General features: G+C 40.9%; 25 protein-coding genes. All 25 read left to right on the top strand.

Annotated elements, in window-relative coordinates:
* The first annotated feature begins 68 nt into the window (after nucleotides 1–68).
* The 25 genes from AC3WVA_RS27570 (at nucleotide 69) to rplF (ending at nucleotide 21,124) form a co-directional block, all read left to right on the top strand.
* Nucleotides 69–668 (top strand): class I SAM-dependent methyltransferase, encoded by a 600-nt coding sequence (locus AC3WVA_RS27570; RefSeq protein WP_048526364.1) that lies wholly within the window; start codon nucleotides 69–71, stop codon nucleotides 666–668.
* 292 nt (nucleotides 669–960) lie between these two features.
* Entirely contained in the window at nucleotides 961–4,494 is a 3,534-nt protein-coding gene (rpoB, locus tag AC3WVA_RS27565) for a DNA-directed RNA polymerase subunit beta (protein WP_029439122.1), read from the top strand.
* Nucleotides 4,495–4,531: 37 nt separating this feature from the next.
* Nucleotides 4,532–8,143 (top strand): DNA-directed RNA polymerase subunit beta', encoded by a 3,612-nt coding sequence (gene rpoC / locus AC3WVA_RS27560; protein ID WP_048526366.1) that lies wholly within the window; start codon nucleotides 4,532–4,534, stop codon nucleotides 8,141–8,143.
* A 113-nt stretch (nucleotides 8,144–8,256) separates the two neighbouring features.
* Nucleotides 8,257–8,505, top strand: coding sequence for a 50S ribosomal protein L7ae-like protein (locus AC3WVA_RS27555; RefSeq protein ID WP_016089671.1), 249 nt, complete (start codon nucleotides 8,257–8,259; stop codon nucleotides 8,503–8,505).
* A 114-nt stretch (nucleotides 8,506–8,619) separates the two neighbouring features.
* Nucleotides 8,620–9,042, top strand: coding sequence for a 30S ribosomal protein S12 (gene rpsL / locus AC3WVA_RS27550; protein WP_001142341.1), 423 nt, complete (start codon nucleotides 8,620–8,622; stop codon nucleotides 9,040–9,042).
* A gap of 29 nt (nucleotides 9,043–9,071) precedes the next feature.
* Nucleotides 9,072–9,542 (top strand): 30S ribosomal protein S7, encoded by a 471-nt coding sequence (rpsG, locus tag AC3WVA_RS27545; protein ID WP_001137493.1) that lies wholly within the window; start codon nucleotides 9,072–9,074, stop codon nucleotides 9,540–9,542.
* A gap of 207 nt (nucleotides 9,543–9,749) precedes the next feature.
* Nucleotides 9,750–11,828, top strand: coding sequence for an elongation factor G (gene fusA, locus AC3WVA_RS27540; RefSeq protein ID WP_000090370.1), 2,079 nt, complete (start codon nucleotides 9,750–9,752; stop codon nucleotides 11,826–11,828).
* 117 nt (nucleotides 11,829–11,945) lie between these two features.
* Nucleotides 11,946–13,133 carry an elongation factor Tu gene (gene tuf, locus AC3WVA_RS27535; RefSeq protein ID WP_001029614.1) on the top strand — a complete coding sequence of 396 codons (1,188 nt, stop codon included), beginning with the start codon at nucleotides 11,946–11,948 and terminating at the stop codon, nucleotides 13,131–13,133.
* 399 nt (nucleotides 13,134–13,532) lie between these two features.
* Nucleotides 13,533–13,841 carry a 30S ribosomal protein S10 gene (rpsJ, locus tag AC3WVA_RS27530; protein WP_001040596.1) on the top strand — a complete coding sequence of 103 codons (309 nt, stop codon included), beginning with the start codon at nucleotides 13,533–13,535 and terminating at the stop codon, nucleotides 13,839–13,841.
* Between the two features lie 34 nt (nucleotides 13,842–13,875).
* A complete protein-coding gene (rplC, locus tag AC3WVA_RS27525; RefSeq protein WP_048526367.1) occupies nucleotides 13,876–14,508 on the top strand; it encodes a 50S ribosomal protein L3 in 633 nt (210 codons plus the stop codon).
* A gap of 25 nt (nucleotides 14,509–14,533) precedes the next feature.
* Complete coding sequence (gene rplD, locus AC3WVA_RS27520; protein ID WP_001127258.1) at nucleotides 14,534–15,157, top strand: 50S ribosomal protein L4; 624 nt, start codon at nucleotides 14,534–14,536, stop codon at nucleotides 15,155–15,157.
* Nucleotides 15,157–15,447 carry a 50S ribosomal protein L23 gene (gene rplW, locus AC3WVA_RS27515; RefSeq protein WP_001205558.1) on the top strand — a complete coding sequence of 97 codons (291 nt, stop codon included), beginning with the start codon at nucleotides 15,157–15,159 and terminating at the stop codon, nucleotides 15,445–15,447. The genes rplD and rplW overlap by 1 nt, the downstream gene beginning before the upstream one ends.
* Nucleotides 15,448–15,475: 28 nt before the next feature.
* Nucleotides 15,476–16,306 (top strand): 50S ribosomal protein L2, encoded by an 831-nt coding sequence (gene rplB, locus AC3WVA_RS27510; protein WP_000511582.1) that lies wholly within the window; start codon nucleotides 15,476–15,478, stop codon nucleotides 16,304–16,306.
* Nucleotides 16,307–16,366: 60 nt separating this feature from the next.
* Nucleotides 16,367–16,645, top strand: a complete 279-nt coding sequence (gene rpsS / locus AC3WVA_RS27505; protein ID WP_000124454.1) for a 30S ribosomal protein S19 — start codon at nucleotides 16,367–16,369, stop codon at nucleotides 16,643–16,645.
* A 17-nt stretch (nucleotides 16,646–16,662) separates the two neighbouring features.
* A complete protein-coding gene (rplV, locus tag AC3WVA_RS27500; RefSeq protein WP_001148024.1) occupies nucleotides 16,663–17,004 on the top strand; it encodes a 50S ribosomal protein L22 in 342 nt (113 codons plus the stop codon).
* 3 nt (nucleotides 17,005–17,007) lie between these two features.
* The gene (rpsC, locus tag AC3WVA_RS27495; protein WP_000529956.1) at nucleotides 17,008–17,667 is read left to right on the top strand and encodes a 30S ribosomal protein S3; all 660 of its coding nucleotides are present in this window, start codon (nucleotides 17,008–17,010) and stop codon (nucleotides 17,665–17,667) included.
* A 1-nt stretch (nucleotide 17,668) separates the two neighbouring features.
* Nucleotides 17,669–18,103 carry a 50S ribosomal protein L16 gene (gene rplP / locus AC3WVA_RS27490; RefSeq protein WP_000928969.1) on the top strand — a complete coding sequence of 145 codons (435 nt, stop codon included), beginning with the start codon at nucleotides 17,669–17,671 and terminating at the stop codon, nucleotides 18,101–18,103.
* Nucleotides 18,093–18,293, top strand: a complete 201-nt coding sequence (gene rpmC / locus AC3WVA_RS27485; RefSeq protein WP_000855718.1) for a 50S ribosomal protein L29 — start codon at nucleotides 18,093–18,095, stop codon at nucleotides 18,291–18,293. The genes rplP and rpmC overlap by 11 nt, the downstream gene beginning before the upstream one ends.
* A gap of 20 nt (nucleotides 18,294–18,313) precedes the next feature.
* The gene (gene rpsQ / locus AC3WVA_RS27480) at nucleotides 18,314–18,577 is read left to right on the top strand and encodes a 30S ribosomal protein S17 (protein ID WP_000004106.1); all 264 of its coding nucleotides are present in this window, start codon (nucleotides 18,314–18,316) and stop codon (nucleotides 18,575–18,577) included.
* 43 nt (nucleotides 18,578–18,620) lie between these two features.
* Nucleotides 18,621–18,989 carry a 50S ribosomal protein L14 gene (gene rplN, locus AC3WVA_RS27475; RefSeq protein WP_000615912.1) on the top strand — a complete coding sequence of 123 codons (369 nt, stop codon included), beginning with the start codon at nucleotides 18,621–18,623 and terminating at the stop codon, nucleotides 18,987–18,989.
* Between the two features lie 38 nt (nucleotides 18,990–19,027).
* Nucleotides 19,028–19,339, top strand: a complete 312-nt coding sequence (gene rplX, locus AC3WVA_RS27470; protein ID WP_000558200.1) for a 50S ribosomal protein L24 — start codon at nucleotides 19,028–19,030, stop codon at nucleotides 19,337–19,339.
* A 26-nt stretch (nucleotides 19,340–19,365) separates the two neighbouring features.
* The gene (rplE, locus tag AC3WVA_RS27465; protein ID WP_001080829.1) at nucleotides 19,366–19,905 is read left to right on the top strand and encodes a 50S ribosomal protein L5; all 540 of its coding nucleotides are present in this window, start codon (nucleotides 19,366–19,368) and stop codon (nucleotides 19,903–19,905) included.
* Between the two features lie 33 nt (nucleotides 19,906–19,938).
* Nucleotides 19,939–20,124 (top strand): 30S ribosomal protein S14, encoded by a 186-nt coding sequence (gene rpsN / locus AC3WVA_RS27460; protein ID WP_001085700.1) that lies wholly within the window; start codon nucleotides 19,939–19,941, stop codon nucleotides 20,122–20,124.
* 29 nt (nucleotides 20,125–20,153) lie between these two features.
* Complete coding sequence (gene rpsH, locus AC3WVA_RS27455) at nucleotides 20,154–20,552, top strand: 30S ribosomal protein S8 (protein ID WP_000245511.1); 399 nt, start codon at nucleotides 20,154–20,156, stop codon at nucleotides 20,550–20,552.
* A 32-nt stretch (nucleotides 20,553–20,584) separates the two neighbouring features.
* A complete protein-coding gene (gene rplF / locus AC3WVA_RS27450) occupies nucleotides 20,585–21,124 on the top strand; it encodes a 50S ribosomal protein L6 (protein ID WP_000086558.1) in 540 nt (179 codons plus the stop codon).
* Nucleotides 21,125–21,142: the final 18 nt, after the last annotated feature.

Below are 21,142 nucleotides of genomic sequence, written 5' to 3'. Positions count from 1 at the left end.
TGATGCTTTAAAAAAAGCTCGCTCTCATGCGAGCTTTTTTTTTAACTGTAAAGAAAAGAGGTGGCCATATGGCAGACCATTATTTTTCTAACGACCCTTCTAGTAAAAGTGATCGTAAGCGATGGGAATTTACGCTTCGTGGATCTCAATTTACTTTCTTATCTGACCGTGGGGTGTTCTCGAAAAACGAAGTGGACTTTGGTTCTCGTCTTTTAATTGAAGCGTTTCAAGTGCCGGATATTAAAGGTGATATATTAGACGTAGGTTGTGGATATGGACCAATTGGTTTATCGTTGGCGAAAGAGTTTCAAGACCGTAAAGTTCACATGGTGGATGTGAATGAAAGGGCACTTGAGCTTGCGAAAGAAAATGCCGCTAACAATAGAATTGGAAATGTACACATTTTTCAAAGTAGCGTCTATGAAAATGTAGATGGTATGTATGCTGCTATTCTATCTAATCCTCCAATTCGTGCAGGTAAAGATATCGTGCATGAGATTTTAGAAAAAGCTGTAGATCATTTAGTTCCAGGTGGAGAGTTGTGGATTGTTATTCAAAAGAAGCAAGGTGCACCATCTGCGCTGAAAAAACTAGAAGAAGTATTTTCTGAAGTCGAAGTTGTAGAAAAGAAAAAAGGATATTATATCATAAAATCAAAAAAACGTTGACGGTTATTTTTGGCTATGTTAACATTATACAATGCCAATATATGATTTTCTGCGTTGAGAAAGATGTATATTTTTGTTTCTCTTGGAAAAGATAGTAAAATCAGCAGATTATGAAACAGAATGATGGTTTTCTTATAGAAGCCATTTTTCTTTTTTGAGCAGGTAGAAAGACTCAACGTATTTATCTTTAAGAGAAAAAAGACTACGCTAATAGCAGTAGTTGTATTTATTTGTGATTTTGCACAAATTTTTTTGTGCATTTATAATACTCATGATTTGAGGGGTGAAGCAGTTGACAGGTCAACTAGTTCAATACGGACGCCACCGCCAACGAAGAAGTTATGCCCGTATTAGTGAAGTATTAGAGTTACCAAATCTTATCGAAATTCAAACCTCTTCTTATCAGTGGTTTCTTGATGAGGGTTTGCGAGAAATGTTCCAAGACATTTCTCCGATTGAAGACTTTACGGGAAATCTATCGCTTGAATTTATCGACTACAGCTTAGGTGAACCTAAATACTCTGTAGACGAATGCAAAGAGCGTGATGTGACGTATGCAGCACCACTTCGTGTAAAAGTGCGTCTAATCAACAAGGAAACTGGTGAAGTAAAAGAACAAGATGTGTTCATGGGAGATTTCCCACTCATGACAGAGACTGGAACATTCGTAATTAACGGTGCAGAACGTGTTATCGTTTCCCAGTTAGTTCGCTCTCCAAGCGTATACTATAGTGGCAAAGTGGATAAAAACGGAAAACGTGGTTTTACTGCTACTGTAATTCCAAACCGCGGAGCTTGGTTAGAGTATGAGACAGATGCTAAGGATGTTGTATATGTGCGTATTGACCGTACGCGTAAACTTCCTGTAACTGTTTTGTTACGCGCATTAGGGTTTGGCTCTGATCAAGAAATCACCGAGCTTTTAGGTGATAACGAATACTTAAGCAACACATTGGAAAAAGACAACACAGATAGCACAGAAAAAGCATTGCTTGAAATTTATGAGCGTCTACGTCCTGGTGAACCACCAACAGTAGAAAATGCTAAGAGCTTACTTGTGTCTCGTTTCTTCGATCCAAAGCGCTACGATTTAGCAAATGTAGGTCGCTACAAGATCAACAAGAAGTTACACATTAAAAACAGATTGTTTAATCAACGTTTAGCTGAAACGTTAGTGGATCCAGAAACTGGTGAAATTTTAGCGGCAGAAGGAACAATCTTAGATCGTCGTACACTTGATCGCATTTTACCTTACTTAGAGAAAAACATTGGATTCAAAACAGCGAAACCAATGGGTGGAGTGGTAGAAGGCGATGTTGAGCTGCAATCTATTAAGATTTATGCTCCTGAGTCAGAGGGCGAGCGCGTAATTAACGTAATTGGTAATGCAAATATTACTCGTGATGTAAAACACATCACACCAGGTGATATCCTTGCTTCTATCAGTTACTTCTTCAACCTACTATATAAAGTAGGGGATACAGATGATATCGACCACTTAGGAAACCGTCGTCTGCGTTCTGTTGGAGAACTATTACAAAATCAATTCCGTATCGGTCTTTCTCGTATGGAACGTGTTGTTCGTGAGAGAATGTCGATCCAAGATACAAATGCAATTACACCACAGGCACTAATCAATATTCGTCCTGTTATTGCATCTATTAAAGAGTTCTTCGGAAGTTCTCAGTTATCTCAGTTCATGGACCAAACAAACCCATTAGCAGAGTTAACTCACAAACGAAGACTATCTGCATTAGGACCCGGTGGTTTAACGCGTGAGCGCGCAGGCTTTGAAGTGCGTGACGTTCATTACTCTCACTATGGTCGTATGTGTCCGATTGAAACACCAGAGGGACCAAACATCGGTTTGATTAACTCATTATCTTCGTTCGCGAAAGTAAATGAGTTTGGTTTCATTGAAACACCATACCGTCGTGTTGACCCAGAAACTGGTCTTGTAACAGGGCAAGTTGATTACTTAACGGCAGATGAAGAAGATAACTATGTTGTAGCCCAAGCGAATATGAAATTATCTGATGAAGGTGAATTCCTAAGTGAAGATATCGTAGCTCGTTTCCGCGGTGAAAACATTGTGACAAATAGAGAGCGCATCGACTACATGGATGTATCTCCAAAACAAGTAGTGTCGGCAGCGACAGCTTGTATTCCGTTCTTAGAAAACGATGACTCTAACCGCGCACTTATGGGAGCGAACATGCAACGTCAGGCGGTTCCGTTAATGAATCCGGAATCTCCGATTGTAGGTACAGGTATGGAGTACGTATCAGCAAAAGACTCAGGTGCTGCAGTAATCTGTAAACACCCTGGTGTTGTTGAGCGCGTAGAAGCACGTGAAGTTTGGGTACGTCGCTATGTAGAAGTTGACGGTCAAACAGTAAAAGGCGACTTAGATCGCTACAAAATGCAAAAATTCATTCGTTCTAACCAAGGAACTTGTTACAACCAACGTCCAATCGTAAGTGTTGGAAATGAAGTTGTAAAAGGTGAAATCCTTGCGGATGGTCCTTCTATGGAATTAGGTGAGCTAGCACTTGGACGTAACGTGCTTGTTGGCTTCATGACTTGGGACGGTTATAACTACGAGGATGCGATCATCATGAGTGAGCGCCTTGTAAAAGATGATGTGTACACTTCTATTCATATTGAAGAATATGAGTCAGAAGCTCGTGATACGAAGCTTGGACCAGAAGAAATTACACGTGACATTCCAAACGTTGGGGAAGACGCATTACGTAACCTTGACGAGCGCGGTATCATTCGCGTTGGTGCAGAAGTAAAAGATGGAGATTTACTTGTTGGTAAAGTAACACCTAAAGGTGTAACAGAATTAACAGCTGAAGAACGTCTATTACATGCTATCTTTGGAGAAAAAGCACGTGAAGTACGTGATACATCACTACGTGTACCACACGGTGGTGGCGGTATTATCTTAGACGTAAAAGTATTCAACCGTGAAGATGGCGATGAATTGCCACCAGGCGTGAATCAACTTGTACGTGCATATATCGTTCAAAAACGTAAAATTTCTGAAGGTGATAAAATGGCCGGACGTCACGGTAACAAAGGTGTTATCTCTCGTATTTTACCAGAAGAAGATATGCCTTACTTACCAGACGGTACGCCAATCGATATCATGTTAAACCCATTAGGGGTACCATCTCGTATGAATATCGGTCAGGTATTAGAGCTTCATCTTGGTATGGCAGCAAGATACCTTGGCATTCACATTGCAACACCAGTATTCGATGGTGCTCGTGAGGAAGATGTTTGGGGCACGATTGAAGAAGCTGGTATGGCAAATGACGCGAAAACAATCCTGTATGACGGACGTACTGGTGAACCATTCGATAACCGCGTATCTGTTGGTGTCATGTATATGATCAAACTTGCGCACATGGTTGACGATAAACTTCATGCTCGTTCTACTGGACCATACTCACTTGTAACGCAGCAGCCTCTTGGAGGTAAAGCTCAGTTCGGTGGACAGCGTTTCGGTGAGATGGAGGTTTGGGCACTTGAAGCTTACGGTGCTGCTTATACTCTTCAAGAAATCTTAACAGTGAAGTCTGATGATGTTGTTGGACGTGTTAAGACGTATGAAGCAATTGTTAAAGGCGAAAATGTTCCAGAACCAGGCGTTCCTGAATCATTCAAAGTATTGATTAAAGAGCTGCAAAGTTTAGGTATGGACGTTAAAATGATGTCTAGCGACGATACAGAAATTGAAATGCGTGATACGGAAGATGACGATGATCATCAATCAGCAGATAAATTGAATGTCGAAGTTGAGACAACTAAGGAATAATTGGGATAACCTGTAGACTAAAAGGGAGGTAGGCCCCTTGATAGATGTAAATAACTTTGAATATATGAAGATTGGACTTGCTTCACCTGACAAGATTCGTTCTTGGTCATACGGTGAAGTTAAGAAACCAGAAACAATTAACTATCGTACGTTAAAGCCTGAAAAAGACGGCTTGTTCTGTGAGCGTATTTTCGGACCACAAAAGGACTGGGAATGTCATTGCGGAAAATACAAACGTGTACGTTATAAAGGTGTAGTTTGTGATCGATGTGGTGTTGAAGTAACGCGTGCAAAAGTACGTCGTGAACGTATGGGTCATATCGAATTAGCTGCTCCTGTATCTCATATTTGGTATTTCAAAGGTATCCCGAGCCGCATGGGACTTGTCTTAGACATGTCCCCTCGCGCGCTTGAAGAAGTAATTTATTTCGCTTCTTATGTTGTAACAGAAAGTGGAGATACACCACTTGATAAGAAGCAATTACTTTCTGAAAAAGAATACCGTGCATATCGTGATCGATATGGTAGCACATTCCAAGCTGCTATGGGTGCAGAAGCGATTAAAAAGCTATTACAAGACATCGATTTAGATAAAGAAGTAGACTTCTTAAAAGAAGAATTAAAAACAGCACAAGGACAACGCCGTACTCGTGCTATTAAACGTCTAGAAGTATTAGAAGCATTCCGTAACTCTGGAAATGAGCCATCTTGGATGATCTTAGATGTTCTACCAGTAATCCCACCAGAACTACGCCCAATGGTACAGTTAGATGGTGGACGTTTTGCTACTTCTGACTTAAACGACTTATACCGTCGTGTAATTAACCGTAACAACCGTTTAAAACGTCTATTGGACTTAGGTGCCCCAAGCATCATCGTTCAAAACGAAAAACGTATGTTACAAGAAGCTGTAGACGCATTAATCGATAATGGTCGTCGTGGCCGTCCAGTAACTGGACCGGGTAACCGTCCATTAAAATCACTATCTCACATGCTTAAAGGTAAACAAGGACGTTTCCGTCAAAACTTATTAGGTAAACGTGTTGACTACTCTGGCCGTTCTGTAATCGTTGTAGGACCGAACTTAAAGATGTACCAATGTGGATTACCAAAAGAGATGGCACTTGAACTGTTCAAACCTTTCGTAATGAAAGAGTTAGTTGAAAAAGGATTAGCACACAACATTAAGAGTGCGAAACGTAAAATCGAGCGTGTACAACCTGAAGTTTGGGACGTTTTAGAATCTGTGATTAAAGAACATCCAGTACTTCTAAACCGCGCACCAACACTTCACCGTCTTGGTATCCAGGCGTTTGAACCTACATTAGTAGAAGGTCGCGCGATCCGTCTTCACCCACTTGTATGTACTGCATACAACGCGGACTTTGACGGTGACCAAATGGCCGTTCACGTACCTTTATCATCAGAAGCACAAGCAGAAGCTCGCCTTCTTATGTTAGCGGCACAAAACATCTTGAACCCGAAAGACGGTAAACCAGTTGTTACTCCATCTCAGGATATGGTATTAGGTAACTATTACTTAACACTTGAGCGTGAAGGTGCAATCGGTGAAGGTATGGTCTTCAAAGATGCAAACGAAGCATTACTTGCATACCAAAATGGATATGTACATCTTCATACACGTGTTGCAGTTGCTGCAAGTGCAGTAAACAACGCAACATTTACTGAAGAGCAAAAGAGCATGCTTCTATTAACAACAGTTGGTAAATTAATATTTAACGAAATCTTACCAGAGTCGTTCCCTTATATTAATGAACCAACAAATTCAAACCTTGAAAAAGAAACACCAGCGAAGTATTTCGTTGAAAAAGGTGCGAACATTAAAGAAATTATTGCTAGTCGCGAAGAAGTGGCGCCATTCAGCAAGAAAATCCTTGGTAACATCATTGCGGAAGTATTTAAACGTTTCAAAATTACAGAAACGTCTCGCATGCTTGACCGTATGAAAAACTTAGGATTCAAATACTCTACAAAAGCTGGTATTACAGTTGGGGTATCTGACATTCTTGTATTAGGCGAAAAAGATGAAATTCTCCACGAAGCACAAGCAAAAGTAGATAATGTAATTAAACAATTCCGTCGCGGTTTAATCACGGAAGAAGAACGTTACGATCGCGTTATCTCTATTTGGAGTAATGCAAAAGATGTTATCCAAGGAAAACTGATGAAGTCCTTGAATAAACGCAACCCAATCTTCATGATGAGTGATTCCGGTGCCCGTGGTAACGCATCTAACTTTACTCAGCTTGCTGGTATGCGTGGTCTGATGGCCAATCCATCTGGTCGTATCATCGAACTTCCGATCAAATCAAGTTTCCGTGAAGGTTTAACAGTACTTGAGTACTTCATCTCTACGCATGGTGCGCGTAAAGGTCTTGCCGATACAGCACTTAAAACTGCCGATTCTGGTTACTTAACACGTCGTCTTGTTGACGTTGCACAAGATGTAATCGTCCGTGAAGATGACTGTGGAACAGATCGCGGTTTATTAATTGGTGCGATTAAAGAGGGTAATGAAGTTATTGAGTCACTATATGATCGTCTTGTTGGACGTTTTGCAAGAAAAACTGTAAAACATCCTGAAACAGGTGAAGTATTGGTTGCTGAAAATCAATTAATTACTGAAGATATCGCTCATATCGTTGAAAACTCGGGTGTTGAAACTGTCAACATTCGTTCAGCGTTCACGTGTAACACTCGCCATGGTGTATGTAAGAAGTGTTACGGTCGTAACTTAGCAACTGGAACAGACGTAGAAGTAGGGGAAGCGGTAGGTATTATCGCAGCTCAATCTATCGGTGAGCCAGGTACACAGTTAACGATGCGTACGTTCCATACAGGTGGGGTTGCCGGAGATGATATCACTCAAGGTTTACCTCGTATCCAAGAGATCTTCGAAGCTCGTAATCCGAAAGGTCAGGCAGTTATCAGTGAAATCGACGGTGTTATCGCAGCGATCAACGATGTTAAAGATCGCCAAGAAGTAGTTGTACAGGGTGAAGTTGAAGCTCGTACGTATGCTATTCCTTACGGTGCTCGTCTGAAAGTAATTCCAGGACAGCAAATTAGCCACGGTAAAGAGTTAACAGAAGGTTCTATTGATCCGAAAGAATTACTAAAAGTAACGGACATTACGGCAGTCCAAGAATACTTATTACGTGAAGTTCAAAAAGTATACCGTATGCAAGGGGTAGAAATTGGTGACAAGCACGTAGAAGTAATGGTACGCCAAATGTTACGTAAAGTTCGTGTAAGTGATGCAGGTGAAACAGATGTATTACCAGGAACATTACTAGATATCCATCAGTTTACTGATGCGAATGCGAAGGTGTTACTGCAAGGTAAACAACCAGCAACAGCTAGACCTGTTCTACTTGGTATTACAAAAGCTTCACTTGAAACAGATTCATTCTTATCTGCAGCATCGTTCCAAGAAACAACTCGTGTCTTAACTGATGCAGCGATTAAGGGTAAACGTGATGAGCTTCTAGGATTGAAAGAAAATGTTATTATCGGTAAACTTGTTCCTGCTGGAACAGGTATGAATCGTTATCGCAAAGTGGATCTTGTAAAAACAACACAAGACGACATGAATGTAGAAAACGATGAAGTTTACGTGGAACAGTAAAATTTTCCGTCGTAAATTTTGTATAAAAACAGTTAATCCTAGTTGACATTGTATGAGTCAAAATGTTACTATAAGCAAGGTTGCTCCTGAACGATGCTTTGGAGGATATTTATATGTCTTATCAAAAAGTGTCAAATGCTGAAAATGTAGTCGTTGGTCATAAACGCACATTGGAGGCAATCAAAAATGGTATAGTTAAAGAAGTTGTCATTGCGGAAGATGCTGATATGCGGTTAACCCATGTTATCATTCGTACTGCATTGCAACATAACATACCCATAACCAAAGTTGAATCAGTTCGTAAACTTGGAAAAGTTTCGGGGATTCAAGTGGGAGCTTCAGCAATAGGAATAATAAGTTAAAACTGTTTTTGTGAGGAGAGAGCATTTGCTCTCCCTTGCAAAAACTTTGTTTTCAACTAATAATGAACCACCTGGATATGTGGTCATACAAAAATGCGAAGGGAGGATAATCAAATGCCTACTATTAACCAATTAGTGAGAAATGGTCGTACTGATAAAGTATGGAAATCTAAATCACCTGCGTTAAACAAAGGGTTCAACTCTTTAAAGAAAAAATCAACTGATATCTCTGCACCTCAAAAACGTGGTGTATGTACTCGTGTTGGTACAATGACTCCAAAGAAACCTAACTCAGCGTTACGTAAATACGCTCGTGTACGTTTAACAAACGGTATCGAGGTTACAGCTTACATCCCAGGTATCGGTCATAACCTACAAGAGCATAGCGTAGTATTAATTCGCGGTGGTCGTGTAAAGGATTTACCGGGGGTACGTTACCACATCGTTCGTGGTGCGCTTGACACAGCTGGTGTTGACAAACGTATGCAAGGACGTTCTAAATATGGTACTAAGAGACCAAAACCTGCTAAAAAATAATAACTTTAAAATGAAAGGAGGAACTCAATATGCCTCGTAAAGGACCTGTTGCGAAACGTGACGTGTTACCAGATCCAATGTACAATTCGAAGCTAGTAACACGCCTTATCAACAAAATGATGGTTGACGGTAAAAAAGGTAAATCTCAAACAATTCTTTATAATGCGTTCGATATCGTAAGCGAACGTACTGGTAAAGAGCCAATGGAAGTATTCGAGCAAGCTCTTAAGAACATCATGCCTGTTCTTGAAGTACGCGCTCGTCGTGTTGGTGGTGCTAACTACCAAGTTCCAGTTGAGGTTCGTCCAGAACGCCGTACAACTTTAGGTCTTCGTTGGTTAGTAAACTACGCTCGTCTTCGTGGTGAAAAAACTATGGAAGAGCGTCTTGCTAACGAAATCTTAGATGCAGCTAACAACGCTGGTGCATCTGTTAAGAAACGTGAAGACACTCATAAAATGGCAGAAGCTAACAAAGCATTTGCTCATTACCGTTGGTAGGATTCAACGTAAAATAAATGTAAGCATAAACCGCTTTATTTGTCGCTTATGGAAGTGTGGAGAGGGAGAATGCCTCTCCCTTTCGTTGGGCGCTCGTTTTACATAATGAGGGTACTGGACATACTGACATGTGTAACAATATAAAGTGGCTTTTTTGCTACTTAAAATAAAAAATCCAATCCATATATGGAAGGAGCAAGACACCAAATGGCAAGAGAGTTCTCTTTAGAAAACACTCGTAATATTGGTATCATGGCTCACATCGATGCTGGTAAAACAACAGCTACTGAGCGTATTCTGTACTACACAGGACGTATTCACAAAATCGGTGAAACTCACGAAGGTGCATCTCAGATGGACTGGATGGAGCAAGAGCAAGAGCGTGGTATCACAATTACTTCTGCTGCAACTACAGCACAATGGAAAGGTCACCGTGTAAACATCATTGACACTCCAGGTCACGTAGACTTCACAGTAGAAGTAGAACGTTCTTTACGCGTACTTGATGGCGCAGTAGCAGTACTTGATGCACAATCTGGTGTAGAACCACAAACAGAAACTGTTTGGCGTCAGGCTACTACTTACGGCGTACCTCGTATCGTATTCGTTAACAAAATGGATAAAATCGGTGCAGATTTCTTATACTCTGTAGGAACAATCCACGATCGTTTACAAGCAAACGCACACCCAATTCAGTTACCAATCGGTGCTGAAGATGAGTTCAATGGTATCATTGACCTTGTTGAAGAATGTGCTTACATGTACGGTAACGATTTAGGAACAGACATTCAACGTGTTGAAATTCCTGAAGAGCACAAAGAACTAGCTGAAGAATACCGTGGAAAGCTTATTGAAGCGGTAGCTGAGCTTGATGAAGAAATGATGATGAAGTACCTAGAAGGTGAAGAAATCACTGTAGAAGAGCTTAAAGCTGGTATCCGTAAGGCTACAACTTCTGTAGAATTCTTCCCAGTAATCTGTGGTTCTGCATTCAAAAACAAAGGTGTTCAAATTCTGTTAGACGCAGTTATCGACTACCTACCATCTCCATTAGATGTACCTGCTATTAAAGGTACTCTTCCGGATACAGATGAAGAAGTAGAACGTAAGTCTAGCGATGAAGAACCATTCGCAGCTTTAGCATTCAAAATCATGACTGACCCTTATGTTGGTAAGTTAACGTTCTTCCGTGTGTACTCTGGTGTGTTAAACTCTGGATCATACGTGAAAAACTCAACTAAAGGTAAGCGTGAGCGTGTAGGTCGTATCCTACAAATGCACGCTAACAGCCGTGAAGAGATTTCAACAGTTTACGCTGGTGATATCGCTGCTGCTGTAGGTTTAAAAGATACTACTACTGGTGATACTCTTTGTGACGAGAAGAGCCTTGTTATCCTTGAGTCTATGGAATTCCCAGAGCCAGTTATCTCTGTAGCTATCGAACCAAAATCAAAAGCTGACCAAGATAAAATGGGTACAGCATTATCTAAGCTTTCTGAAGAAGATCCAACATTCCGTGCTCACACTGACCAAGAAACTGGCCAAACAATCATCGCTGGTATGGGTGAACTTCACCTTGATATCATCGTTGACCGTATGCGCCGTGAATTCAAAGTGGAAGCAAACGTTGGTGCTCCTCAGGTAGCATACCGTGAAACTTTCCGCGCTGCTGCGAAAGTTGAAGGTAAGTTCGCTCGTCAATCTGGTGGACGTGGACAATTCGGTCACGTTTGGATTGAGTTTGAACCTAACGAAGAAGGTAAAGGATTCGAATTCGAAAACAAGATCGTCGGTGGTGTAGTTCCTCGTGAATACATCCCAGCTGTTGGAGCAGGTCTTGAAGATGCACTTAAAAATGGTGTACTAGCTGGTTATCCACTAGTTGACATTAAAGCTGCATTAGTTGACGGATCTTACCATGATGTCGATTCATCTGAGATGGCGTTCAAAATCGCTGCATCTATGGCACTTAAAGCTGCGGTTTCTAAATGTAGCCCAGTAATTCTTGAGCCAATGATGAAAGTTGAAGTTGTAATTCCTGAAGAGTACATGGGTGACATTATGGGTGACGTAACATCTCGTCGTGGACGTGTAGAAGGTATGGAAGCTCGCGGTAACGCTCAAGTTGTTCGCGCTATGGTTCCACTTTCTGAAATGTTCGGTTATGCAACGTCATTACGTTCTAACACTCAAGGACGCGGAACATTCTCTATGGTGTTTGACCACTATGAAGAAGTACCAAAGTCTGTTTCTGAAGAAATTATCAAAAAAAATAAAGGTGAATAATTGATTTTTATCGATTCTTCACGTATAACTACTTATGTAAGCTTAGAAAGTGGGACGCAAGTTTCACTTTCTAGCCTAAATATAAAATAACCTATATAAACTAAGGAGGAATTTAGAATGGCTAAAGCTAAATTCGAACGTTCTAAACCCCATGTTAACATCGGTACAATCGGCCACGTTGACCATGGTAAAACTACATTAACTGCTGCGATCACTACAGTTCTTGCAAAAGCTGGTGGTGCTGAAGCACGCGGATACGATCAAATCGATGCTGCTCCAGAAGAAAGAGAGCGCGGTATCACAATCTCAACTGCACACGTTGAGTACGAAACTGAAACTCGTCACTATGCACACGTTGACTGCCCAGGTCACGCTGACTATGTTAAAAACATGATCACTGGTGCTGCTCAAATGGACGGCGGTATCTTAGTAGTATCTGCTGCTGATGGCCCAATGCCTCAAACACGTGAGCACATCCTTCTTTCTCGTCAAGTAGGTGTTCCTTACATCGTTGTATTCTTAAACAAATGCGACATGGTAGACGACGAAGAATTATTAGAATTAGTAGAAATGGAAGTTCGCGACCTATTATCTGAATACGGATTCCCAGGCGACGACATTCCTGTAATCAAAGGTTCTGCTCTTAAAGCTCTTCAAGGAGAAGCTGATTGGGAAGCAAAAATCATTGAATTAATGGCTGAAGTTGATGCTTACATCCCAACTCCAGAACGTGAAACTGACAAACCATTCTTAATGCCTGTAGAGGATGTATTCTCTATCACAGGTCGTGGTACAGTTGCTACTGGTCGTGTTGAGCGCGGTATCGTTAAAGTTGGTGACGTAGTAGAAATCATCGGTCTTGCTGAAGAAAATGCTTCTACAACTGTAACTGGTGTAGAGATGTTCCGTAAACTTCTTGACCAAGCTCAAGCTGGAGACAACATCGGTGCTTTACTTCGTGGGGTTGCTCGTGAAGACATCCAACGTGGACAAGTACTTGCAAAAAGCGGTTCTGTAAAAGCTCACGCTAAATTCAAAGCTGAAGTTTTCGTATTATCTAAAGAAGAAGGCGGACGTCACACTCCATTCTTCGCTAACTACCGTCCTCAGTTCTACTTCCGTACAACTGACGTAACTGGTATCATCCAATTACCAGAAGGTACTGAAATGGTAATGCCTGGTGACAACATCGAAATGACTATCGAACTTATCGCTCCAATCGCTATCGAAGAGGGAACTAAATTCTCTATTCGTGAAGGTGGACGTACAGTAGGTTACGGTGTAGTTGCTACTATCGTTGAGTAATCTTAACTGATATAAAAAAACCCAAGGGAATATCCCTTGGGTTTTTTGTTTGTGTTTATATAATGAATGAAATGATGCTTTTATGTTTTGACGAGTTTCTTCTATAGTAATATAAAATCAATAAAATAAAACCCAGAAACTGTAAAATGAATTCTATGAGATGAAAACTTGAAATTCTTTAAAGTGCCATGTATAATAGCAAAAGTAGAGAAAAGCAGATGCAAACAAAAAGATGCTTGCATCTAGACGAATAACATTGTATAATAGACAATGTTGGTCTTTGACTGCGATGAAGTGGAAGGTTGCTGACACACCCGGCCGCTTTGCCATGGCATGGTGTGGGGAAATTTCCATGGAGAAGGTCTATTTTAGAAATAGGCGAACGAAGGAGGGAAAATAATGGCAAAAGAAAAAATTCGTATCCGTTTAAAAGCTTACGATCACCGTATTCTTGATCAGTCAGCTGAGAAAATTGTAGAAACAGCTAAGCGTTCTGGGGCAACAGTTTCTGGTCCGATCCCATTACCAACTGAGAAAACTGTTTACACAATTCTTCGTGCTGTTCATAAGTACAAAGATTCTCGTGAGCAATTCGAAATGCGCACGCACAAACGTCTAATCGACATCGTGAGTCCTACTCCACAAACAGTAGATTCATTAATGCGTTTAGACTTACCATCTGGTGTAGATATCGAAATCAAACTATAATTTATATAACTTAAAAATGTAGGAGGTGTAACTCATGACCAAAGGAATCTTAGGAAGAAAGATCGGTATGACTCAAGTATTTGCTGAGAACGGTGAGTTAATCCCAGTAACAGTTATCGCTGCTAATCCAAACGTTGTTCTTCAAAAGAAAACAACTGAAACTGATGGCTACAATGCAATCCAGTTAGGATTTGAAGATAAACGTGAAAAGTTAACTAACAAACCTGAACAAGGCCACACTGCTAAAGCATCTACAACTCCTAAGCGCTTCATTCGCGAAATCCGCGATGCAGACGTGGACGGATTAGAGGTTGGTCAAGAGCTAAAAGTTGACGTATTCGCTGCAGGTGAAATCGTTGATGTAACAGGAATTTCTAAAGGTAAAGGTTTCCAAGGTGTTATCAAACGCCACGGACAATCTCGCGGACCTATGTCTCATGGTTCTCGTTATCACCGTCGTCCAGGTTCAATGGGCCCAGTTGCTCCGAACCGTGTATTCAAAGGCAAAAAACTTGCTGGACGTATGGGTGGAGACCAAGTTACTATCCAAAACTTAGAAATCGTTCAAGTTGACACTGAGCGCAACTTATTATTAGTAAAAGGTAACGTTCCAGGTGCTAAGAAATCTCTTGTAGTTGTTCAAGGCGCTGTGAAGGTTAGCAAATAATTCACAATAGGAAGGAGGAATTCCAATGCCAAAAGTTACTGTATATAACCAAACTGGTTCACAGGTTGGTGAAATCGAATTAGCTGAAGCTATTTTCGGTATCGAACCAAATGAAGCTGTACTTTTTGAAGCTGTAATGATGCAACGTGCATCTTTACGTCAAGGTACACACAAAGTAAAAACTCGCTCTGAAGTTCGCGGTGGTGGTCGTAAACCATGGCGTCAAAAAGGAACTGGACGTGCTCGTCAAGGGTCTATCCGCTCTCCTCAATGGCGTGGTGGTGGTACGGTATTCGGACCTACACCAAGAAGCTATGCGTACAAACTTCCTAAGAAAGTTCGTCGTTTAGCAATCAAATCTGCATTAGCTACTAAAGTAGTTGAGAACAACATTGTAGTTCTTGAAGACCTAGTGTTAAATGCACCAAAAACAAAAGACATGCTAGCAGTACTTAAAGGATTAACTGTTGAGAAGAAAGCTCTTATCGTAACTGCTGATGCAAACGAATCTGTAGAGTTATCTGCTCGCAATATCCCTGGAGTAACAGTAATCACTGCTGATGGCGTAAACGTTTTAGACGTGCTTCATCATGATAAGCTAATCATGACAAAAGCGGCAGTGGAAAAAGTAGAGGAGGTGCTTGCATAATGAGAGATCCTCGTGATATCATTAAGCGCCCAGTTATCACTGAACGTTCTATGGAAATGATGGCTGAAAAAAAATACACGTTCGATGTGGACGTTAAATCTAATAAAACAGAAGTTAAAGATGCTCTTGAAGCGATCTTTGGTGTTAAAGTAGAAAAAGTGAACATCATGAACTACAAGCCGAAAGCAAAACGCGTTGGTCGTCACGCTGGTTTTACTAGCCGTCGTCGTAAAGCAATCGTTAAGCTAACTGCTGACAGCAAAGAAATCGAAATCTTCCAAGGCGTTTAATTCTTACTAAAGAAGGAGGGAAATTGAGATGGGAATCAAAAAGTATAATCCAACTACTAACGGTCGTCGTAATATGACTACGAATGATTTCGCTGAAATCACGACTGACAGACCCGAAAAGTCATTACTTGCTCCTTTAAGCAAGAAGGCTGGTCGTAATAACCAAGGTAAAATTACTGTACGTCATCAAGGTGGCGGACATAAGCGTCAATACCGTATCATCGACTTTAAGCGTAACAAAGATGGAATTCCAGGACGCGTTGCTACGATCGAATACGATCCAAACCGCTCTGCGAATATCGCATTAATTAACTACGTTGACGGTGAAAAACGTTACATTCTTGCTCCTAAGAACTTAGAAGTAGGTATGGAAGTTATGTCTGGCCCAGAAGCTGACATTAAAATCGGTAACGCATTACCATTAATCAACATTCCAGTAGGTACTGTTGTTCATAACATCGAGCTTAAGCCTGGTCGTGGCGGACAATTAGTTCGTTCTGCTGGTACATCTGCTCAAGTACTTGGTAAAGAAGGTAAATACGTACTTGTACGTTTAACTTCTGGTGAAGTACGTCTTGTATTATCTGCTTGTCGCGCTTCAATCGGTCAAGTAGGTAACGAACAACACGAACTTATCAAAATCGGTAAAGCAGGTCGCTCTCGCTGGTTAGGTAAACGCCCAACAGTTCGTGGTTCTGTAATGAACCCGGTTGATCACCCACACGGTGGTGGTGAAGGACGTTCTCCAATCGGACGTAAGTCTCCAATGTCTCCATGGGGTAAACCAACTCTTGGATTCAAGACTCGTAAGAAAAACAAAGCGTCTGACAAATTTATCGTTCGTCGTCGTAAAAAATAATGGGATTGTAGTACGGTTCATTTCTAGAACCGTACGCCAATCACGAAGGGAGGCACCAAAATGGCTCGTAGCTTAAAAAAAGGACCATTTGTCGATGATCACTTAATGAGCAAAATGGAAAAATTAGTTGCATCTGAGCAAAAACAAGTTGTTAAAACTTGGTCTCGCCGTTCAACAATCTTCCCTCAGTTCATCGGACACACAATCGCTGTATATGATGGTCGTAAACACGTACCTGTGTACATCACTGAGGATATGGTTGGCCATAAGTTAGGTGAATTCGCACCAACTCGTACGTATAAAGGTCACCTTGCTGACGATAAGAAAACTAGAAGATAATGAGAGGAGGCACTTCAATGCAAGCTAAAGCAGTAGCGAGAACAGTTCGTATTGCTCCTCGTAAAGTTCGTTTAGTAGTAGACTTAATCCGAGGCAAGCAAGTGGGTGAAGCGATTGCTATCCTTAACCACACACCAAAAACTGCTTCTCCAGTTGTAGAGAAAGTTTTAAAATCTGCAATCGCAAATGCAGAGCACAATTATGAAATGGACATTAACAACCTAGTTGTTGAGAAAGTTTTCGTTGACGAAGGTCCTACGTTAAAACGTTTCCGTCCACGTGCAATGGGTCGTGCAAGCCAAATTAACAAACGCACAAGCCACATCACAGTTGTGGTATCAGAAAAGAAGGAGGGATAATCGATGGGTCAAAAGGTTAATCCAATTGGTCTTCGTGTCGGCGTTATCCGTGACTGGGAATCTCGTTGGTTCGCTGAGAAAGATTACGCTACATTATTACATGAAGACATCAAAATCCGTGAGTACATTAATGTACGCTTAAAAGATTCTGCTGTTGCTAAAGTAGAAATCGAACGTGCAGCAAATCGTGTAAATGTTACAATTCACACTGCAAAACCTGGTATGGTAATTGGTAAAGGTGGTACTGAAGTTGAAGCACTTCGTAAAGCTCTTAACCAATTAACAGGCAAGCGTGTACACATCAACATTTTAGAAGTTAAGAGAGCTGATCTTAACGCTAAATTAGTAGGCGAAAACATCGCTCGTCAATTAGAAAACCGTGTATCATTCCGTCGTGCACAAAAGCAAGTTATTCAACGTGCTATGCGTGCAGGTGCTAAAGGTATTAAAACACAGGTTTCTGGTCGTCTTGGCGGAGCTGATATCGCTCGTGCAGAATCTTACAGTGAAGGAACTGTTCCACTTCATACACTTCGCGCTGATATTGACTATGCAGCAGTTGAAGCTGATACAACATACGGTAAATTAGGCGTAAAAGTATGGATCTACCGTGGAGAAGTCCTTCCTACAAAAAAGAAAGCTTCTGAGGAAGGAGGAAAATAATATGTTAATGCCAAAACGCGTAAAATATCGTAGAGAGCATCGTGGTAAAATGCGTGGTCGTGCTAAAGGTGGAACTGAAATTGCTTTCGGTGAATTCGGTTTACAAGCACAAGCTGCTTCATGGATTACAAACCGTCAAATCGAAGCTGCTCGTCGTGCAATGACTCGTTACATGAAACGTGGCGGTAAAGTATGGATTAAAATTTTCCCTTCTAAACCTTACACTGCAAAACCTCTAGAAGTACGTATGGGTTCCGGTAAAGGGGCACCAGAAGGCTGGGTAGCAGTAGTAAAACCTGGGAAAATTATGTTCGAAATCGCGGGTGTATCTGAAGAGGTAGCACGCGAAGCATTACGTCTTGCAGCTCACAAGTTACCTGTGAAATGTAAATTCGTAAAACGTGAAGAAAATGGTGGTGAATCTAATGAAAACTAATGATATTCGTGAATTAACCACTGCCGAAATCGAAACAAAAGTTAAAGCTTTAAAGGAAGAGTTGTTTAATCTTCGCTTCCAACTTGCTACAGGACAATTAGAGAATCCAACTCGCATTCGTGAAGTGCGTAAAGCAATTGCTCGTATGAAAACTGTAGTTCGTGAAAGAGAGATCGGAATTAATCGATAAATTGAGGGGAGGTTTGCATAGTGAGCGAACGTAACCAACGCAAAGTTTATACTGGTCGTGTTGTGTCTGACAAAATGGACAAAACGATTACAGTTTTAGTTGAAACTTACAAAACTCATTCCTTGTACGGAAAACGTGTTAAGTATTCTAAGAAGTACAAAGCCCATGATGAGCAAAACCAAGCGAAACTTGGCGATATCGTTAAAATCATGGAAACTCGCCCGCTTTCTGCTACTAAGCGTTTCCGTTTAGTTGAAATCGTTGAAGAAGCGGTTATTATCTAAATAGACGAATCGGAATTTTTAGTCCGAAGGGAGGTTTCATAACATGATCCAACAAGAATCTCGTTTGAAAGTTGCTGACAACTCTGGTGCACGTGAACTTTTAACAATCAAAGTATTAGGCGGCTCTGGTCGTAAATATGCTAACATTGGTGACATTATCGTTGCTACGGTAAAACAAGCAACACCAGGTGGCGTTGTTAAAAAAGGTGACGTTGTTAAAGCAGTAGTAGTACGTACGAAGAGCGGAGCTCGTCGTCCGGACGGTTCTTACATCAAATTTGATGAAAACGCAGCGGTTATCATTAAAGACGATAAGAGCCCACGTGGTACTCGTATCTTCGGACCAGTAGCTCGTGAATTACGTGATAGCAACTTCATGAAGATCGTTTCTTTAGCTCCAGAAGTTCTATAATTTAAGGTATTGCCTTGCTAAGGAGGTGCAGAATTAAGATGCATGTAAAAAAAGGTGATAAAGTACAGGTAATCACTGGTAAAGACAAAGGAAAACAAGGCGTTATCCTTGTGGCTTTCCCAAAGCAAAACCGTGTTATCGTTGAGGGTGTCAATATCGTTAAGAAGCACTCTAAGCCATCTCAATTAAATCCACAAGGTGGAATTATTACTAAAGAAGCACCTATTCACGTTTCTAACGTTATGATTTTAGATCCGAAAACAGGTGAACCTACTCGCGTAGGCTTCAAAGTAGAAGATGGTAAAAAAGTTCGTATTGCAAAAAAATCTGGTGAATTATTAGATAAATAATTTTCTTAAGAAAGGAGGTCACTTCATTGAATCGCCTTAAAGAGAAGTTCCAAAAGGAAATTACTCCTGCTCTAGTGAGCAAGTTTAACTATAAATCTGTGATGGAAGTACCGAAAATCGAAAAGATCGTAATCAACACTGGTGTTGGTGACGCGGTATCTAACTCAAAAGCTTTAGACAATGCAGTAGAAGAATTAACACAAATCGCAGGTCAAAAACCTGTTGTAACTCGTGCTAAAAAATCAATCGCTGGTTTCCGTCTTCGTGAAGGTATGCCAATCGGTGCGAAAGTAACTTTACGCGGCGAGCAAATGTATGAGTTCTTCGACAAATTAGTATCAGTTTCTTTACCACGTGTACGTGATTTCCGTGGTGTTTCTAAGAAATCATTCGATGGTCGTGGAAACTACACATTAGGTGTTAAAGAGCAACTTATTTTCCCTGAGATTGATTATGATAAAGTAAGCAAAGTCCGCGGTATGGACATCGTAATCGTTACTACAGCGAAAACTGATGAAGAAGCTCGTGAACTGTTAACACAATTCGGTATGCCATTCCAAAAATAATGGAAGCCAACGCTAAGTAGAGGAGGCGAAAACGTGGCTAAAAAATCTATGATAGCGAAACAAAAGCGTACTCCTAAGTTTAAAGTACAAGAGTATACACGTTGCGAACGCTGCGGTCGTCCGCATTCTGTATACCGCAAATTTAAACTTTGCCGTATTTGTTTCCGTGAACTTGCATATAAAGGTCAAATTCCTGGTGTTAAAAAAGCTAGTTGGTAAAACCCACAAATGGGAAGGAGGTAAAACACATGGTGATGACAGATCCAATTGCAGACATGCTTACTCGCATCCGTAATGCGAACATGGTACGTCATGAGAAATTAGAGGTTCCTGCTTCTAAAATCAAAAAAGAGATCGCTGAACTTTTAAAACGTGAAGGTTTCATTCGTGATGTAGAATACATCGAGGATAACAAACAAGGTATCCTTCGTATTTTCCTGAAATATGGTGCAAACAATGAACGTGTAATCACTGGATTAAAACGTATCAGTAAGCCTGGCTTACGCGTTTACGCTAAAGCTGACGAAGTACCACGTGTACTTAACGGATTAGGTATCGCTCTTGTTTCTACATCTAAGGGAGTAATGACAGACAAAGACGCTCGTCAATTACAAACTGGTGGAGAAGTAGTAGCATACGTTTGGTAATATATATTTAAAACGAACGGAGGTGTGACCACATGTCTCGTATTGGTAAAAAGATTCTTGAAATCCCTGCAGGTGTTACTATTACAGTTGCAGAAGACAATACTGTAACAGTAAAAGGCCCTAAAGGTGAATTAACTCGTACTTTCAATGCTGATATGCTTATCAAAATTGAAGAGAATACATTAACAGTTGAGCGTCCATCTGAACAGAAGGAACACCGTGCATTACACGGTACAACTCGTGCTTTAATCGGAAACATGGTTGAAGGTGTAACTGAAGGTTTCGCACGCGGACTTGAATTAGTCGGTGTTGGTTACCGTGCTCAAAAACAAGGTGATAAACTTGTATTAAGCGTAGGTTATTCTCATCCAGTAGAAATGACTCCGGAAGCAGGTCTTGAAGTTGAAGTACCTGCACCAACAAAGATCGTAATCAAAGGTATCGACAAGCAACGTGTTGGCGAATTCGCTGCTAACATCCGCGCTGTACGTGCTCCTGAGCCTTACAAAGGTAAAGGTATTCGTTACGAAGGCGAAGTTGTTCGTCGTAAAGAAGGTAAAACTGCTAAGTAAACCCGTTAGGTGAGAGAA

The sequence above is a fragment of the Bacillus sp. EB106-04-02-XG92 genome, assembly GCF_058791995.1.
Note: the sequence above shows the minus strand (reverse complement) of the source record. Positions and strands in the feature narration are given on the sequence as shown.